This is a genomic window from Aurantiacibacter sp. D1-12 (assembly GCF_028858515.1).
Lineage (GTDB): Bacteria > Pseudomonadota > Alphaproteobacteria > Sphingomonadales > Sphingomonadaceae > Alteraurantiacibacter.
This window is the reverse complement of the sequence record NZ_JAPJZJ010000004.1, coordinates 153,448-170,394: the sequence shown is the minus strand read 5'-3', so window position 1 is coordinate 170,394 and position 16,947 is coordinate 153,448. Positions and strand designations below refer to the sequence as shown.

18 protein-coding genes and 1 tRNA gene are annotated in these 16,947 nt (G+C 58.9%); 15 read left to right on the top strand and 4 right to left on the bottom strand.

Annotated features, from left to right (window positions below; all coding sequences use genetic code 11):
- Positions 1-168 precede the first annotated feature (168 nt).
- The 3 genes from OOZ52_RS10775 (at position 169) to OOZ52_RS10765 (ending at position 3,051) form a co-directional block, all read left to right on the top strand.
- Positions 169-1,380, top strand: a complete 1,212-nt coding sequence (locus OOZ52_RS10775; protein WP_274698522.1) for a M20 metallopeptidase family protein — start codon at positions 169-171, stop codon at positions 1,378-1,380.
- 333 nt (positions 1,381-1,713) lie between these two features.
- A complete protein-coding gene (locus OOZ52_RS10770; protein WP_274698521.1) occupies positions 1,714-1,935 on the top strand; it encodes a hypothetical protein in 222 nt (73 codons plus the stop codon).
- 300 nt (positions 1,936-2,235) lie between these two features.
- Entirely contained in the window at positions 2,236-3,051 is an 816-nt protein-coding gene (locus tag OOZ52_RS10765; RefSeq protein ID WP_274698520.1) for a calcium-binding protein, read from the top strand.
- A 259-nt stretch (positions 3,052-3,310) separates the two neighbouring features.
- Here OOZ52_RS10765 and OOZ52_RS10760 read toward each other — a convergent pair.
- Positions 3,311-3,387 (bottom strand) — tRNA-Arg (locus tag OOZ52_RS10760).
- 146 nt (positions 3,388-3,533) lie between these two features.
- Here OOZ52_RS10760 and OOZ52_RS10755 point away from each other — a divergent pair.
- The 5 genes from OOZ52_RS10755 to OOZ52_RS10735 all read left to right on the top strand — a co-directional run bounded on the left by OOZ52_RS10755 (position 3,534) and on the right by OOZ52_RS10735 (position 7,292).
- A complete protein-coding gene (locus tag OOZ52_RS10755) occupies positions 3,534-3,953 on the top strand; it encodes a hypothetical protein (RefSeq protein ID WP_274698519.1) in 420 nt (139 codons plus the stop codon).
- Positions 3,954-4,012: 59 nt separating this feature from the next.
- Complete coding sequence (locus OOZ52_RS10750) at positions 4,013-4,531, top strand: MmcB family DNA repair protein (RefSeq protein WP_274698518.1); 519 nt, start codon at positions 4,013-4,015, stop codon at positions 4,529-4,531.
- 55 nt (positions 4,532-4,586) lie between these two features.
- Positions 4,587-5,327: a sterol desaturase family protein gene (locus OOZ52_RS10745; RefSeq protein ID WP_274698517.1), complete on the top strand. Its 741-nt coding sequence runs from the start codon at positions 4,587-4,589 to the stop codon at positions 5,325-5,327.
- Entirely contained in the window at positions 5,300-5,755 is a 456-nt protein-coding gene (locus OOZ52_RS10740; protein ID WP_274698516.1) for a DUF2141 domain-containing protein, read from the top strand. The genes OOZ52_RS10745 and OOZ52_RS10740 overlap by 28 nt, the downstream gene beginning before the upstream one ends.
- 112 nt (positions 5,756-5,867) lie before the next feature.
- Positions 5,868-7,292, top strand: a complete 1,425-nt coding sequence (locus OOZ52_RS10735) for a PAS domain-containing protein (protein WP_274698515.1) — start codon at positions 5,868-5,870, stop codon at positions 7,290-7,292.
- On the opposite strand, the gene OOZ52_RS12850 is transcribed toward OOZ52_RS10735, so the two are convergent.
- Entirely contained in the window at positions 7,285-7,359 is a 75-nt protein-coding gene (locus OOZ52_RS12850; RefSeq protein ID WP_446698126.1) for an SWIM zinc finger family protein, read from the bottom strand. The genes OOZ52_RS10735 and OOZ52_RS12850 overlap by 8 nt on opposite strands.
- Here OOZ52_RS12850 and OOZ52_RS10730 point away from each other — a divergent pair.
- From OOZ52_RS10730 to OOZ52_RS10710, 5 genes are all read left to right on the top strand, one after another.
- Positions 7,358-8,452, top strand: a complete 1,095-nt coding sequence (locus tag OOZ52_RS10730) for a phosphatase domain-containing protein (protein WP_274698514.1) — start codon at positions 7,358-7,360, stop codon at positions 8,450-8,452. The two genes, OOZ52_RS12850 and OOZ52_RS10730, sit on opposite strands and share 2 nt — an antisense overlap.
- A gap of 60 nt (positions 8,453-8,512) precedes the next feature.
- Positions 8,513-9,886, top strand: coding sequence for a M48 family metalloprotease (locus OOZ52_RS10725; protein ID WP_274698513.1), 1,374 nt, complete (start codon positions 8,513-8,515; stop codon positions 9,884-9,886).
- 9 nt (positions 9,887-9,895) lie between these two features.
- Complete coding sequence (locus OOZ52_RS10720) at positions 9,896-10,591, top strand: DsbA family protein (RefSeq protein WP_274698512.1); 696 nt, start codon at positions 9,896-9,898, stop codon at positions 10,589-10,591.
- A 77-nt stretch (positions 10,592-10,668) separates the two neighbouring features.
- Positions 10,669-11,865, top strand: coding sequence for a sensor histidine kinase (locus OOZ52_RS10715; protein WP_274698577.1), 1,197 nt, complete (start codon positions 10,669-10,671; stop codon positions 11,863-11,865).
- On the top strand, positions 11,862-12,653 hold the full coding sequence (locus OOZ52_RS10710) for a LytR/AlgR family response regulator transcription factor (protein WP_274698511.1): 792 nt from the start codon (positions 11,862-11,864) through the stop codon (positions 12,651-12,653). The genes OOZ52_RS10715 and OOZ52_RS10710 overlap by 4 nt, the downstream gene beginning before the upstream one ends.
- 12 nt (positions 12,654-12,665) lie before the next feature.
- On the opposite strand, the gene OOZ52_RS10705 is transcribed toward OOZ52_RS10710, so the two are convergent.
- A complete protein-coding gene (locus OOZ52_RS10705) occupies positions 12,666-13,958 on the bottom strand; it encodes a hemolysin family protein (RefSeq protein WP_274698510.1) in 1,293 nt (430 codons plus the stop codon).
- 170 nt (positions 13,959-14,128) lie between these two features.
- Between OOZ52_RS10705 and OOZ52_RS10700 the strand changes: the two genes are divergently transcribed.
- Positions 14,129-14,806, top strand: a complete 678-nt coding sequence (locus tag OOZ52_RS10700) for an OmpA family protein (RefSeq protein ID WP_274698509.1) — start codon at positions 14,129-14,131, stop codon at positions 14,804-14,806.
- A gap of 48 nt (positions 14,807-14,854) precedes the next feature.
- On the opposite strand, the gene OOZ52_RS10695 is transcribed toward OOZ52_RS10700, so the two are convergent.
- On the bottom strand, positions 14,855-15,637 hold the full coding sequence (locus OOZ52_RS10695) for a 3'(2'),5'-bisphosphate nucleotidase CysQ (protein WP_274698508.1): 783 nt from the start codon (positions 15,635-15,637) through the stop codon (positions 14,855-14,857).
- A gap of 104 nt (positions 15,638-15,741) precedes the next feature.
- On the opposite strand from OOZ52_RS10695, the gene sucC reads away from it, so the two are divergent.
- Entirely contained in the window at positions 15,742-16,941 is a 1,200-nt protein-coding gene (gene sucC / locus OOZ52_RS10690) for an ADP-forming succinate--CoA ligase subunit beta (protein ID WP_274698507.1), read from the top strand.
- Positions 16,942-16,947: the final 6 nt, after the last annotated feature.

The window sequence follows — 16,947 nt, the reverse complement described above, 5'->3', positions numbered from 1 at the left end:
CCCGCTGTCATCGCAGTGCAACATAGGGCCAAACGACACCAATCGCGGTGCCACCTGAAAGCTATGTCTACCAAATCTCTTTGTGGCATGAGATAGGGTGTCGATCAGGAGCCACAAGCGAAGGACAATTCGCGCGGGCTCAAGAATTAGTTTCGCGGATATTTTACTATGCTGACCAAGTCCCTTCTCGAAACCGCGCGAACGCAGGAAGAGGCCATCGTCTCGCTTCGCCGCGCCATCCATGCCGAGCCCGAACTGGGGCTGGAAACACCCAAGACCCTTGCGAAGGTAAAAGCGGCTCTGGCCGACCTCCCGCTTGAGTGGCACGAGGGCCCAAGCTGCACGGGCGCTGTAGCGGTACTGAAAGGCGCCAAACCGGGGCGCAGCGTATTGCTACGGGGCGATATGGACGCCCTGCCGATGAACGAACACACCGGCCTCGATTTCGCCTCCACTATCCCAGGTCGCATGCACGCCTGCGGGCACGATGCGCACACGGCGATGCTCGCTGGCGCGGCACGAGTCCTTTCCGGCATGCGGGATGATCTGGAAGGTGAAGTCCGCTTCATGTTCCAGCCAGGTGAAGAAGGCTATCACGGCGCCCGCTTCATGCTGGAAGATGGTTTGCTGGGCGGGACTGCGGAATACCCGCTGCCCGATGCCGCCTTCGCACTGCACGTCTGGCCCAACGCCCCGCACGGACGGATCGAAGGCCGCGTGGGTGCCATGTTAGCCTCCGCCGACGTGATCGAAATCACCGTTACCGGCAAAGGCGGGCATGCCTCCATGCCCTTTGACGCGATTGATCCGGTGCCCGTGGCAGCGGAAATAGTGCTGGCGCTGCAGGCGATGATCACCCGCCGCTTTAACGCGACCGAAGCCAGCGTACTGACTTTCGGCAAGATGGAAGCAGGAACGACAGACAATGTCATTCCCGATACCGCATACCTGCTTGGCACGGCGCGCAACCTCTCGCCCGAGCGTCGCGCTGCGGTGAAAGAGGCGATCGTCGAAGTTGCGCAGAACATCGCCCGCGCGCACCGTTGTTCTGCAGAAATCAACATCAAGCCGGGCTTCCCGCCGACGATCAACGATGGCCGCGCCGTTGCGCTTGGCGAACAGGTTGCCATGTCGCTGGGAGGCGAGGAGCCCTGGGCCCACCGCCCCGCCCCCACGATGGGTGCGGAAGACTTCTCTTATGTCATCGAGAAGGTGCCGGGTGCGATGTTCTTCCTTGGCGTGGCGGCCGAAGGAGTCGACTGGCAAGGCTGCTGCGGCTTGCATTCGAGCCACATGGTACTCGACGAGAATGTGCTACCAAAAGGCACCGCATTCCTCGCGGGTTGTGCACTGCAGTTTCTGGAGAAGGGCTGGGAGTAAGTCTGGCGCGCCTAGAAGGATTCGAACCTGTGACCTCTGCCTCCGAGAGCACGAAAGAGTTGCAGCCCGCAAAGCTCTAAAAGAAAGCTCGACACACCAACGCCGCCTGACACCTGTCAGCCATAAACTAATGTGAATATTACAGAATTGTAAGAAAATTAGCTTGCGCACCTGAGCCTTGTGCCGGTAGCCGAGCATCTCACTACAATGCATTCCATGAGAAGAAAGGCTGCGGCTATCCTTCGACTGACTTTCCCACGATCCCATAAGCCTGAAGACCTTAGGCCTTTGTACGAGGGCTTCAAACTTTCGAACCCTGTCGCATTTGAGGCAATGAAAAGGGCTGTCAGCAATGCGGAAGTTCGACCGGTCAGCGTTGAGCCATCTGATCATGAGTGGTTTGAGGCCAGACAAGCTGGGTTGGCTTTGAGAAAGTTCATTTCTCAAAATGCTGACTGTGAATCTGGCGATGCAATTACAACAGCGCTGATGGACATTCGGATGATGATTTACGCCGAAGTCTCGTCTCAGCTCAAAAATGGCAGGAAGGCTTAAGATGTCCTTGATCTATTTTTTAGATGCCAACGCCCTCAACCATGCCATTTTAGCAGGCGTACGAGGCACCGGATGGGTGCCCGGAATGCCACCGCCTAATCAGGCCTTTCGGTATCTCGATGAACTAATATCCGGACAAGGTCGCTGGGTCATAAACTCAGTAATACGAGCGGAAATTGCCGACGGTCTGGGACAGGTGCCGGAAGCTCAGTTGCTGTTGGACACGACCTCCTGACAGGGGGGCACTCTTACGATCAGACCAATGTCCTGCAGTACGGTGCAGGTATTCTTGCTGCGGACTTGGTAGTCACGCGCAGCGGCAACGACATTGTGCTTTCAATAGCCGGGATCGATGGTTCGTTCACTCTGCAGAATGCGCTCATCAGAGCAACACACGAGCAGCTCGATAGCGTGCGCTTTGCTGATGGCACCGAGCTTACCCGCTGGGATATCTATGCTGCCGCAGTCGCCAGCCAAGCTACGTCTGGTGATGATGAGATTCTTGGCTCAAGGGCCGATGATTTCATCGACGCCGGTGCGGGCAATGACGTGATCGACGGAGGCGATGGGAACGACACCATAGACGGGCGTTCCGGTGACGATCAAATCAGCGGCGGCTACGGCGACGATGTCCTGCGTGGATGGGGTGGAAGCGATACAATATGGGGGCTTTGGCAACGATACCCTAACGGCGCTAATGATGATGACCTCTTGTACGGTGAGAATGGAAACGACTTGCTTAAAGGCGGGGATGGGAACGACCAGCTTTTTGGAGGCAGTGGAAATGACAACCTGCGCGGAGAAGGTGGAAATGACCTTCTGTGGGGCGAGAGCGGAACCGATTTCCTCTATGGCAATGATGGCGATGACCAGCTGATCGGCGGAACTGGGCGCGATGTCATGACCGGCGGGCTAGGGAGCGACGTCTTCATCTTCTCTGACGGAGACTTTGCGGGGCTTGGAGTAAACACCGCAGATCGTATCGCTGATTTCAATCTTGCCGAGAACGACATTATCGATCTCTCAGGGGTGGATGCTGTCGCAGGAGGCGATGACGATCAATTCGCTTTCATTGGCGGCTGCATTTACGGGCACTGCGGGCGAGCTTCGGTATGAGTTCGTAGGTGGAGACACCATGCTCTACATGGATGTCGACGGCGATGCAGTTGCTGATTTTGCGATAAAGTTGGACGGCAATCTCGCGCTATTGGAATCCAGTTTCTTCTTATGATCCTTGGCTTGCCCAGGCTGTATTTCCGCTTCTGGCCCTGTCAACGCGAACGCATTTTTGGAGCGGCGACCAACGTGTTGTGCTGACTATATGCTTACCAGCTTTTGAACGCGTAAGCGTACGGCAAATATCTCATTGAAAAACTGGCGCACCCGACAGGATTCGAACCTGTGGCCTCTGCCTTCGGAGGGCAGCGCTCTATCCAGCTGAGCTACGGGTGCTGATAGGCGAAGCCGCCTAGCAATGGCTGGCGCGCGCGCCAAGCGGAATTGTGGTTCTTGTTGAGGGCCTACCGGCAAAACGTCTGGCTCGCGACGAAGCCTTGCTAACTTCTTGGCAAGGGGTTGGGCGCTATGGGCGCAGCACTATGAGCGCAATGTCACCTGTTTTTGGCCAGAGCCAACGGTCGGGCGGAAAAGGCCCTTCTGCACGGCTGAATGGCGATACGAGTGGCTTAAGCATGCGCTGGGCCGCATTGGCCGACGCGGGGAAGGTTGTCTGCATGCTATCAGGCTACAAAGCCGAGCAAGTTGAAAAGACGGTGAAAAACTTCCCCGCTCTTATCCGCGATGCCGAACCCTGGCGTCGTGATCTGGCCCTCAAAGGCTGCGCAGACCTGTCGGCGGTAATGGAGCCCGGCATCTCCGCACTGCTGGCGATCAATGCGCGCGGCGCGAGCTGCACCCATGCTGCCCGCGCCCTGTGGCAAGAATTTGCCGCCGCGCGCGCCAGCATTGTCGCCTTGCTGCCACCCACAAGCGATCTGGGGCCGCGTCGCAGCGCCTGAATTGCATCCAAGCGCGTAAGGCGCTTGACCGTGTTCCCATTTCGTTCCAATCCTGCGGTATGCCCGATTCGCTTGCTGCCATCGCTGAATCCGATTCTGCAGAGCCAGAATTCGCCTTGCGCTCGCAAGCTGTGGTGCGCGGCATCTGCCGGCTGTTTGCACGCAACGATATCTGGGTGTTGTCGGAAATGCCGCTGCGCAACGGGCGGCGCGCCGATCTGATGGGGATCGATGCGAAAGGCAAGATCGTGATTGTCGAGATCAAAACTGCGCGCGCAGACCTGGTTGGCGATAACAAGTGGACCGACTACCTCGACTATTGCGACAAGTTCTATTGGGGGCTTCCACCAGAGCTAGATCGCGAGGTTCTGGAAGGTGATAACTATCGGCCCGATTGCTGCGGCGTGATTGTAGCAGATGAGTATGATGCGGAAATTGTTCGCCCTGCTCCGAGCCATCCGCTGGCAGCAGCCCGGCGCAAGGTAGAAACTGAAAGGCTCGCGCGCGCCGCCTTACGTCGGCAGGCTGTCGTCGCTGATAGCCACTGCGCTCGCTGGGGCGGCGAACTTGCGGGATAATCTGCGCTGGAGGGATAGCGGAATCTTCATGTGCGCGGCATAGTCAACTCGTATCATGCTGACAGCAATTATCCTCTCCGCAATTGCGATGACTCTGATTGTCGCGCTGCGATACCTTCTGGCTAGCGGCATATTTGCCTGGGCTACACAGAAGATGCGGCCGGGGCTCTACAAAGGCATGAGGCCACAGATCCGGCAGGAAATCCGCTGGTCGCTTTTGTCTGCCGCGATTTACGGTGTGCCCGCAGGCGTCATCGCGTGGGGCTGGAACAATCACGGCTGGACGCAGATATACAGCTCGGTCAGCGACTATCCGCTGTGGTACTGGCCGCTTTCCATCTTCCTCTACCTCTTCGCGCATGACACCTGGTTCTATTGGACCCATCGCCTGATGCATCGTCCGAAGTGGTTCCGCATTGCCCACGCCGTGCATCATGCCAGCAGGCCGCCCACCGCATGGGCCGCGATGAGCTTTCACCCGGTAGAGGCGCTGACAGGCGCAATCGTTATTCCGCTGCTGGTGTTCGCCATCCCCATTCACGTCGGCGCACTGGCGTTGGTCCTCACGATAATGACTGTGATGGGCGTGACCAATCATATGGGTTGGGAAGTATTCCCGTGCTGGCTTGTTCATTCCCGCGCAGGGTATTGGCTGATAACAGCCAGCCATCATCAGCGGCATCATGACGAATATCGCTGCAACTTCGGGCTCTACTTCAGATTTTGGGATCACTTGTGCAAAACAGACAAAGGCTTGGCCGACGCATCATGGGATCAACCCGCCTCACAGCATTGAGCATGGCCGCGGGGGCTGCACTGTTCTCCGCTCCGGTCTCGGCCGGGCAAGAGGGTGTGGACGTCACCGTGCAGGTCACCAATCTGCGCAATACGGAAGGCGTTGTACGCGCTTGCATGACGCGTGATGACGAGCGGTTCCCGCGCTGTCAGGGTTCGACACAAGGGTACCGCATAGTCGTTCCGGCCGGAGAAGCAGCGACCCTGCACTTCCGCAATGTCACGCCGGGAACCTACGCCATTGCCCTGCTGCATGACGAGAACGATAACGGCCGTGCCGATCGCGCGCTGGGCATGATGCCGACCGAAGGTTTTGGCTTCTCCCGCGATGCCCGGGTACGCATGGGCCCGCCCCGTTTTGACGAAGCCGCAATCGTTATCGGCACTTCACCAAGCCGGCAAACTATTCGTATGCGGTATATGCTCTAATATTTTCAGTGCGTTAGATCGTTTGCAGTTGTAAAAATCCGGCGCAACTTCACGAAAAGTTTACCATGTCGCGCCAAAAGGGTCTCTGCCAATCAGGGAAAGGCTTTTGGGCATGGACACTTTGCGGGGCAATTTCGGACCGCTTGACGCACTTGATCTGGACGGTTTTGCCGCTCAGGTCGAGGAAGACGACGCTACCGAGGACGCGGTTGATCACACTCCACCGCCTGCCATCGGCACCGATGAGCGGCGCATGCAGGTGCGTGCCTACAACTTCTGGGCAAGCCTGCTGGAAGATCGCAACTTCCCTTCGGTCGAGGATCTCGACCCGACGCTGCTGCCCGATTTCGGCCCGAATTCCGTTCTCCTCGATTTCACCGATGGTATCGAAGACCCCAGCATCAATTTCATTGGTGAAGAGCTGGGCCGCGAATGCATCACGGCGGCCGAAGAGCTGCCGAAGCGCCTTTCCGAAGTGCCGCCGCGTTCTTTGCTGAGCCGCATTACCGACCACTATATGCAGATTCTCGCCAACCAGTCGCCGATTGGTTTTGAAGCGGAATTCGTCAACGCCTCTGGCGCTACCATCCTCTATCGCGGCATTCTGCTGCCGTTCTCCAGCGATGATGAAACCATCGATTTCATCTATGGCGTGATCAACTGGAAGGAAATGGCTGACGCGAAATCGGCTGATGAGCTGCTGCTCGAGATTGACCAGGCGCTCGATATCGCTGCCGATCACGGTGGGGAAGACGAGCTTTCGAACGATCTGACCGACTGGGCCGATGGTCCTGCCGCATCGCTCAGCGCATCTATCACCGGAGCCGGCGCGTCCTATCCTGACGAGCCTGCCGATGTCCGCCCGTCTTTCGATCTTTCAGGCCAAAGCGATCCGGTGGAAACCGTTACGGCTGCGGAAACAACCGAAAGCATGGGGCTGGCTGACTGGCTCGCCGCCGCCCGTGAAATGGCGCTGGAAGCGCGCAGCAGCGAAGAACGCACCCGCGCGGCTTTGTATGAAGCTGTTGGCCGCGCCTGGGACTTTGCTCTCGCCGCAGCTGACGCACCGGAAGATTTTGCCGAACTGTTGGAAGATGCCGGCATCGCGACGCAGGAACGCGCCCCGATGACACCGGTCGTCAAACTGGTTTTCGGCGTCGACTACGACAAGACCCGCCTGACCGAATATGCCGCAGTGCTGTCCTACGCACAACGCAACGGCATCGCCCAAGGTGCGCTTGGCGACTATCTCAAAGGCGCCGACGGCGGCTTGAAAGGCGTTGTCGCCGCAGAACGTGCGTTCCGCAAAGGTCAAGAAGCGCCTGCGGACAAGCCTGCTCGCACCGGTCCACGCAATGCTATCGCCAAGAAGCTGCGCGCGATTGAACCTCGCCAGCTGGACGAGGTCTCCGCGTCGGGCGAGGAATTCGCGCTGGTGATGATCCGTCGTACCGAAAGCGGCGACGTGGTGCTGCTGGGCGAATTGCCGGAAGACGCCTCGCTGATCGAAAAGGCTGCTCGCAAGCTCATCAGCTAAGCGGCTGATCACGCGTCACCCGGTGGCTGCATGGAACACCTTGCAGGCACGAACATTGGGTTGGCATGGTTCTTTCCCGCAGCGTAGCCACCCGTATCCAGCCCTATTTCGGCTATCGCAATACCACCAGGCTTGCCGTGAGTGCACGCGCCCTGCGGTCACCTGCGGCGAAAATGGAAAGCTCGTCGCGCCTGCGCGCCATCCGCACCATGCTGGCCAAATTTTCGAGCCGCGAAGTAGCTGGTGTGACAGTGCGACTGGTCGCCAAATTTGCCGGTGAGACCGTGATCGACACCCGCCGCGAAACCGATGCGGAAGGGTTTGTCCATTTCGATGAGGAATTCCCGTCCAAAATCGAGCGCCCGGAACACACGGCGTGGGAAAGCGTCACGCTTGAGTGGGTCAATACGAAGGGTCCGCAAAGCATTGTCGCCAGCATCCTCGCACCTGCATCTACGGCCCGCCTGGGTGTAATCTCCGATATCGACGATACCATCATCGAAAGCGGGATCACTGGCGGCCTGCGCAATATCGCGCGCAACTGGCGGCGGGTGATGGCAGAAATGCCGACCGAAAGGATCGTCGTACCGGGTGCTGCAGACTTCTACACGAGCCTTGGCGGGCAAGCGCCCAATGTACAATCCGTCGCGCAGCCTGATGCCCTTCCTGCTCCCTCGCGTCCCTTTTTCTATGTTTCCTCAAGCCCGTGGAACCTGTTTTCATACCTGGTCGCCTTCAAAAAAGCCCACGGTCTGCCGCACGGACCGATGATGCTACGCGATTGGGGGCTGAATCGTGCGACTTTCGGTTCGGGCAGCCATGGAGCGCACAAGCGCGCTGCCATCGCATCGATACTCGCGACCTACCCGGACATGCGTTTCGCCATGATCGGAGACGATACGCAGGGCGACCTTCCGGCCTTTGCGGAAGCCGCTCAAGCACATCCCGGACAAATTGCGGGCGTGTTCCTGCGCAAGGCGGCGGTAGAGGATTTTTCGCCTGAAGAACGCGCCGCTCAACTGCAACTGGAGAAGGCCGACATTCCCCTGTGGCTTGGCGAGAGCTTCCAGTCAGCCAGCGAATTTTTTGAAACTCTCGGCATCGAATCCGACCACGAAGCCGCCCAGATAGTCAAGACCATCGAAGACAAAGCGGAATAGAGCATTCTGCAATCTTCATTTCACGTTCAGCGCCCGGCGCGCTAGGCACGCAGCTATACTATGCGAATGATCCGATCCATACTCGCCCGCATTACCGCGATACTTGCTGTCGTGGCCATGACCGCGCAACCCGTGGCAGCGCAGGGCATCAGCGTGTTGCGCGATGCCGAAACCGAAGCTCTGCTGCAGGATATGATGGACCCACTGGCCGATGCGGCAGGTCTTGGCGAAGGAGCAGTCGAAGTCGTCCTGGTGAATGACAATTCAATCAACGCCTTCGTTGCAGGCGGACAGCGCGTGTATGTCCATTCGGGCCTGATAAACGCCGCCGAGTCTGCCGAAGAAGTGCAAGGCGTTCTGGCCCATGAACTGGGCCACATTACCGGCGGCCATATCAATCGTTTTTCCGAAGGCGCAGGCAACGCAACACGCATTACCCTGCTGTCTACGCTGCTTGCCGCTGCAGTCGCATTGGCAGGCGGTGGCGAGGCGGCAATGGGCGTGATAGCGGCGGGCCAGCAAGCCGCGATGGGCAACTTTCTCTCCTTCTCTCGCACGCAGGAAGCATCAGCCGATGCGGCAGGGGCACAATATCTGAGCGATGCGCAGATCAGCGGACGCGGCAGCCTGCGGTTCTTCGAGCGCCTCCAGAATTATGAATTCCGGAGAGGCATCAGCCAAGATCAGGAACGTGAATATGGGCGCACGCACCCGCTTTCCGGTAATCGCATCGCCCGCTTGCGGGAAACCTATCAGGTGGACCCGGCGTGGGAAACTCCCGATGATCCTGTCATTCAGGAGCGGTTCGAGCGTGTGAAGGCCAAACTCTACGGCTTCCTTGCTCCATCCGAGCGCACCCTGGCCCATTTTCCCGACTATCTCACCGGCGTCCCCGCGCGCTATGCAAGAGCCTACGCCCACCACAAGGATGCGCGTGTCGAGGATGCCCTGGCCGAGATCAACGGCCTTCTCGAAATGGAACCGGACAACCCGTACTTCCTTGAGCTTCAGGGTCAGGTCTTGTTAGAATCCGGTCGCGTGCAAGAGGCGCTTCCACCGCTGCGCGAAGCAACACGGATTACCGGGTCGACTCCGCTGATTGCCACCCTGCTTGGCCACGCGCTGATCGCGACAGAGAATCCGGACAATTTTGCCGAAGCCGAATCGGTACTGCGAGCTGCAATCGGGAGAGATCGGGAAAATCCCTTTGCATGGTATCAACTGAGCGTGGTCTACGGCCAGCGAGGTGACACACCCCGCGCGCGCCTTGCCAGCGCCGAACAACAGATTCTGTCAGGCAATTTCCAGGGCGCCTTGGTGAACGCGAACGCCGCCGAACAGTCACTTCCAGTCGGATCGACCGACTGGATCCGCGCGCAGGACGTCCAGCTACAAGCCCGCGCGCTGCTTGAACGGCTGGCAGAACGCAACTAGCTTCCCTCTATGCGAAATACCGCCATCACCGCCGCTATCGCGCTTGTCGCCGGATTTGCCGGAGCTGCCGCGTGGGATTTCTCCGGTCTCGGGCCTGATCGCACGCGCGATTACCTGATGACGAACCCGGAGGTTCTGCCCGAAGCAATGGCAGAGCTGCAAAGGCGCGATATGATGGAGCGGGTCGAGCCGCTGCGCGATGAGCTTGAGCTCGCTTACCCCGGCGCCGTTCTCGGCAATCCCGAAGGTTCGGTCACGCTCGTTGAATTCAGCGACTACGCCTGCGGGTACTGCCGCCAGAGCCTTGCCGATATCAATGCGCTGGTGGCGCTCCATCCTGATCTCAAGGTCGTTATCCGCGAATATCCGGTGCTTTCCGCAGGCAGCGCGGATGCCGCACGCATGGCGCTTGCCGCTGCCGATCAGGGCAAGTTTGAAGAATTCCACAACGCAATGTTCGCGCAGGACGGGCCAAGCGCCGAAGCGATCGAGGCGGCAGCGTTAGAGGCGGGAGTCGATCTGGCTGCAGCGCGAAATGGAATCGAAGCCGGGATTTATGAAACCCAGTTGCAAAACAATGTCTTCCTCGGCCAGACATTGCGCATTCGCGGGACGCCTGCGTTCATCGTGGGCAAGCAGGTGTTTGACGGTGCGGTTGGCATGGATCGCATCGGCGAGGCCATTGCCGATGCTCGCGAATCCTGAGGGGTGGTGCGATGCACGCTAGGCAGAGGATCGAAAGCAATCTGACGCCGCCCGGCGCTGCAACGCGAACGGGCAGTATCGCAATTCTGCCTTTCGAGCCAACGCCGTTCTTCGCCGACAAGAATCGTGCTTTTTGGAATCTCCAATTGCTCGGTTGGAGCGGCGCATTCTTGTTGCGCGCCGTCTCAGGCATCGTGAACGGACAGGACCTGTCCTTTTTCATCGTGATCCTGATCGAGGCAATTACCGGCTTTTCCATCAGCACCATGTTGTCTGTCGTCTACAACAGCCTGATCAAGCGCAGCCCGCTGATCACCTGGGGCGTGACTTCGCTTGTGCTCGCGGTCTCGGTGCTAGGCTTCGCGTTCCTTCAAACCTGGGTAATCCAGTTGACCAGGCCAGAGCCGGCTGGCTTCACCCAATCATTGATCGCCTACCTGATCTACCCGCTGACGCTGCTTGGCGCGTGGTCGGCGCTTTATTACGCCATCAATTACTTCCTTCAGGTGGAAGAGCAGACCGACAGGCTGGAGCGACTGGAAGCACAGGCCACCAGCGCTCAGCTCGCCATGCTGCGATACCAGCTCAACCCGCACTTCTTGTTCAATACGCTGAATTCGATCAGCACACTTGTTCTGCTCAAGCAGTCTGAACCTGCCAATGCGATGCTGACAAAGCTATCCAGCTTTCTGCGGCATACGCTGATCACCCAACCCGGGAGCAAAGTGACGGTGGCGCAAGAAGTCGAAACGCTGCAGCTCTATCTGGAGATCGAGCGCATGCGTTTCGAAGATCGTCTCCGGACTGAGTTCAGGGTCGATGATATGGCCGCCAAGGCGTGCATTCCGTCTTTCCTGCTCCAACCGCTGGTAGAGAACGCGATCAAATATGGCGTGTCTGCACAAGAAGAGGGTGCGCGAATCAGCCTCGCTGCACGGGTGATCGGATCTCGCCTACGCATTACGGTGACCGATACCGGGCCAGGCCTGCAAGGCAACCAGAACGCCGCTGAAGCGGTTGCGCGCGGCCATTCCTCCACCGGCGTCGGTCTTGCGAATATCATGGAGCGCCTGGCGCAAGCCTATGGCGAAGACCACCGCTTCGATATCGAGACACCTGCCGACGGCGGGTTCACCGTTGTTATCGAAATTCCCTATGAGGCAGAGGCAGATAGCGAAGCCTCGCCTGACCCCGCGAAACTCCCACGGCCCTCGGGCGTTGAGGATAACGGGGCGAAACCTTTCGGAACCCCCCAGACCGGAGCCCCCGCATGACTATCCGTACTATTCTTGTCGATGACGAAAAGCTGGCCATTCAGGGCCTGCAGCTCCGTCTCGAACCGCACAGCGACATCGAAGTGATCGAAACCTGCGCCAACGGGCGCGAAGCGATCCGGGCGATCAAGACGCTGAAGCCCGACCTAGTTTTTCTCGATATCCAGATGCCGGGTTTTGACGGTTTCTCCGTTGTCAAAGGCATCATGGATATTGATCCGCCGCTGGTGGTCTTCGTCACCGCCTATCAGGAGCACGCTATTCGAGCGTTTGAGGCCAATGCCGTTAATTATCTAATGAAGCCGGTAGATGAGGACAAGCTGGCCGATACCATCGAGCGTGTGCGCCAGCGCCTGGCAGAGAAGCGCTCGGCCGACGAAGCCGAAAAACTGAAAGACGTGCTTGCCGAAGTAAGCCCCGAAAGCCTCGAAGACATCGGCGATGAAGATGATAGCAGCGCGCGTTACGAGAAGATGATCAATGTGAAGGACAAAGGGCGCATCTTCCGCGTCGATGTCGACACCATCGAACGCATCGAGGCTGCAGGCGATTACATGGTCATTTTCACCGCCGAAAATTCGCTGATCCTGCGCGAAACGATGAAGGATTTGGAGCGCCGCGTCGATCCGCGCAATTTCCAGCGCGTGCATCGCAGCACCATCGTCAACCTCGATCAGGTGCGGCAGGTGAAGCCTCACACCAATGGAGAATGCTTCCTCGTGCTCGATTCAGGTGCGGAAGTGAAAGTATCGCGCAGCTACCGTGACGTGGTCGCGCGCTTTATCTAGCAGCCTGGCGAATTATTCCTGGCTCACCAGGAGCTTGTCGATCTTGCGCCCGTCCATGTCGACGACTTCAAAGCGCCATCCCTGATCGGAGAAATGCTCGCCTTCGGACGGCAAGTGCTTGAGCACGAAAAGCGCATAGCCGGCTGCCGTTGCGAACTCGCGTCCTTCAGGCAGTTCGAGACCGAGCCGATCAGCCAGCGCATCTGCCGAAAGTGCGCCAGACACGAGTAACGAGCCATCCTCCCGCTCGGTAACCATTGGCGTATCGCCTTCATCCTGGTGACTGGCAAAATCGCCTGCGATAGCGGCGAGCAGATCTGCGTTGGTCACGATACCATCGAGATGGCCGTATTCGTCATGCACCATCGCCATGCCGGTTCCCGATAGCTGGAGAACTCGTAGCGCATCCATCGCATCGAGTTGATCGGGCACGACTTCAGTCTTGCGCAGAAGTTCGGTCAACACAACACGCTCCCCCGCCATCAGCAGGGCCAGCACTTCGCGTACTTTTACGACGCCCAGGACTTTGTCGGGCGAGCCTTCGGCGACAGGAAGCAGCGAATGCGGTGATTCGGAAATGATCTGGCGCATCTTGTCTTCATCGGCATCAATATCGAGCCAGTCGATTTCGGTGCGCGGCGTCATCAGTTCACGCACCGGGCGATCCTGCAACCGCATGATGCCGGAAAGAATCGCACGCTCCTGTTCTTCGATCACACCCGTCCGGGTGGCATCGGCGAAGATCATCTGCAGTTCTTCGGCTGTCAGGCGATGATCACCCTTGTGGCGTATCCGTAGCGCCGAAAGCAGCAGGTTGGATGTCGTGTCGAGTAGCCAAACGAATGGCGCTGCCACCCGTGACAGCAGGTCCATCGGTCTCGCCATCACCAACGCGATCGGCACTGCCGCGCGCAGCGCGATCTGCTTCGGCACAAGCTCGCCGATAACGAGGCTGAAGAATGTCGTGAGGCCAATGACAAGGGCAAAGCCGACATTGTAGGCCGTGTCGGTATCGAGGCCGAGCCGGGCAAGGCGTTCGCCTACGGGTTCGCCCAGTGTGGCACCAGAAACGGCGCCTGCGACAATACCGATCAAAGTAATACCGATCTGGACGGTCGAAAGGAACTTGCCCGGATCCGCAGCAAGGCGAAGCGCGACGACCGCGCTCTTGCTGCCTTTGTCTGCCGCCATCTTGAGACGCGCGGTGCGCGCAGAGACGATCGCCAGCTCGGACATGGCGAAAACGCCGTTGAGCACGATCAGGAAGGCGAGGGCGGCGAGATAATGCCAGGGAAACGGTGACATCAGACCTCCGGCGCTAGCAGATTAAGCCAGCAGCGCGAAGTCATTCCTGTGCAAAGCCGTGGATGGTGCTTTACGACAAGTTACGGAACTCTGCGGCTTCCCATCTGTTATTGTCTTCATCCACTCGGGAGTTGAGGTCGCCGTAAAGGCGATAATCGGAGGAAGTGACAATGAAGACGAAGAAAATTCTAACATCGGCGGTAGCAGCTGTGGCGTTAGTGGGCACGACGAGTGCCTGCGTGACCGATCCCAACACCGGCAACCAGGTGCTTTCACGCACCGCCATCGGCGGCATCGGCGGCGCGGGCCTTGGCTACCTGCTGGGCGGAATCGTCGGCGGAAAAACTGCCCGCATCGTTGGCGCGGGCATCGGCGCGGCAGCAGGCGGCTATGTCGGCTATCGCATGGACGAGCAAATCCGCGAGATCGAAGAAGTCACCGAGGGCACCGGCGTTGACGTTGTCGAAGGCGACGATAGCTTTCTTGTCCGCTTCCCGGACGTGACCTTCGCAGTTAACTCTACCGACATCTCGCCGACTATGCGCGACACACTTGATGGCGTGGCGCAGAACCTGGTCAACCGTCCGCAGTCGCTGATCGACGTAATGGGTCACACCGACTCGACAGGTAGCGACCAGTACAATCTCGACCTGTCGCGTCGCCGTGCAGAATCGGTTGCCAACTATCTGGTATCCCGCGGTGTCGCACGCGCACGCGTCGAAACCATCGGCTATGGCGAGCAGTATCCGATTGCCGATAACGGCACCGAAGCTGGCCGCTCGCAAAACCGCCGTGTAGAGATCCGCATTACGCCGATCACGCAGGACGATGTTGAAGCCGCTTACTGATCGGCACTGCATTTGATTGAAGAAGGGCGCTCCACCGGGGCGCCCTTTTTATTTGTGAGCGATGGCCTGCGCCCTGTCCGCCAGCCGCTTGACCGCAGCGCCGTGAATGGCAGGGGCACTTACCAAAAGGCCGAATGCGCGTGGATCGCGCTTGTTATAGACAAGCGGCTCTCCGAAAGCATCGGTGACGGCTGCGCCTGCCTCGCGCGCGATTAGCGCAGCGGCGGCGATATCCCATTCGAAGCCCCAGCGAAGGGTGGCCACCAGATCGGCCTGGTCATCTGCGACCATCGCAACGCGCAAGGCAATCGAGTTGGGTTGTTCCACCTTGCTGAGATCGCGGTCCTCCTTGGGCAGGTCATGCGCGGGCACTCTGGCACCTGCAAATTCCTGACGCTTGCTCGCAACAAGCCGCTCGCCATTACGCCACGCGCCTTTGCCGGCAGTGGCAGACCACACTTCATCACGCGCGGGCGCTACCAGAATGCCCAGCAATGGCTTCCCGTTGCTCACGAGCGCCACGCTGACAGCCCAGCCCGACCGACCGCGAATAAAGTCCCGGGTACCGTCAATCGGGTCGACCAGCCAGGCCAGGCCTTTCTCCAGACGCGCGGCGTTGTCGGCGGTCTCTTCGGACAGCCACCCCGCGGAGGGTAGCAGGAGCGACAATTCGCGCTTGAGAAAGGCATCCACTTCAAGGTCAGCTTCGCACACCAGGCTGCCGGGAGACTTCTCCCAGCTCTTCAGGTCGTGCCCTGCGCCAGGCCAGCGTTGAAGCGCCATTTGCCCCGCTTCGCGGCAAATCTGTTCGAGTTTCATGCTGTCAATCATGCGTACTAATCAAATGAGCGGTGCAGACAGGGTTTGCAAGGAGCCTGCGATGATGCTTTAGCGCGGCGCAATATCTGCAACTTCGAGACTCGAAAGCATCCCACATGAACATCCACGAATATCAGGCCAAGGAACTGCTCGCGAAATTCGGCGTAGGCGTACCGACGGGCTACCCCGCAACTAGCGTTGAGGAAGCCGTGGCAGGCGCGCAGCAACTGCCGGGTCCGCTCTATGTGGTGAAGGCCCAGATTCACGCCGGTGGCCGCGGCAAGGGCAAGTTTGCCGAACTCGGCGCGGATGCCAAGGGTGGCGTTCGTCTGGCCAAGAGCGTGGAAGATGTCGAAGCTGACGCAAAAGAGATGCTCGGCAACACACTGGTGACCATCCAGACGGGTGACGCGGGCAAGCAGGTCAACCGCCTGTATGTGACCGATGGCGTGGACATCGCGAAGGAATACTACCTGTCGATGGTGGTGGACCGCGAAACCAGCCGCATCGCCATGATCGTTTCCACCGAAGGCGGCATGGATATCGAAGACGTGGCGCACAACACGCCAGAGAAGATCGCAACGATCACGATCGATCCAGCCACGCGCTTCATGCCGCACCACGGCCGCGCTGTTGCCAATGCGCTCAAGCTGGAAGGCGCGCTGGCGAAGGCGGCATCGAAGCTCGCCAAGCAGCTTTATGAAGCCTTCACCACGCTCGATTGCGACATGCTGGAAATCAACCCGTTGGTTGAGACCGAAGGTGGTGAACTGCTCGTGCTCGACACCAAGATGAGCTTCGATTCGAACGCGCTCTATCGCCACCCTGACGTGGAAGCGATGCGTGACGAAACCGAAGAAGATCCGATGGAAGTCGAAGCCGGCAAACACGACCTCGCCTACATCAAGCTCGATGGAAATATCGGTTGCATGGTCAACGGCGCAGGCCTTGCCATGGCGACGATGGACATCATCAAGCTGAACGGCGCCTTCCCTGCGAACTTCCTTGACGTTGGCGGCGGCGCGACGACCGAGAAGGTCACCGCCGCGTTCAAGATCATCTTGGCCGACCCTGCCGTAGAGGGCATTCTGGTGAACATTTTCGGCGGCATCATGCGCTGCGACACCATTGCCGAGGGCATTGTGATCGCTGCCAAGGAAGTCGAGCTCGACGTGCCGCTGGTCGTCCGCCTCGAAGGCACGAATGTGCAGCAGGGCAAGGATATCCTCGCCAATTCGGGCCTGCCGATCATTCCGGCAGACGATCTGGGCGACGCCGCCAAGAAGATCGTTGCTCAGGTGAAGGAAGCCGCTTGATTCGCC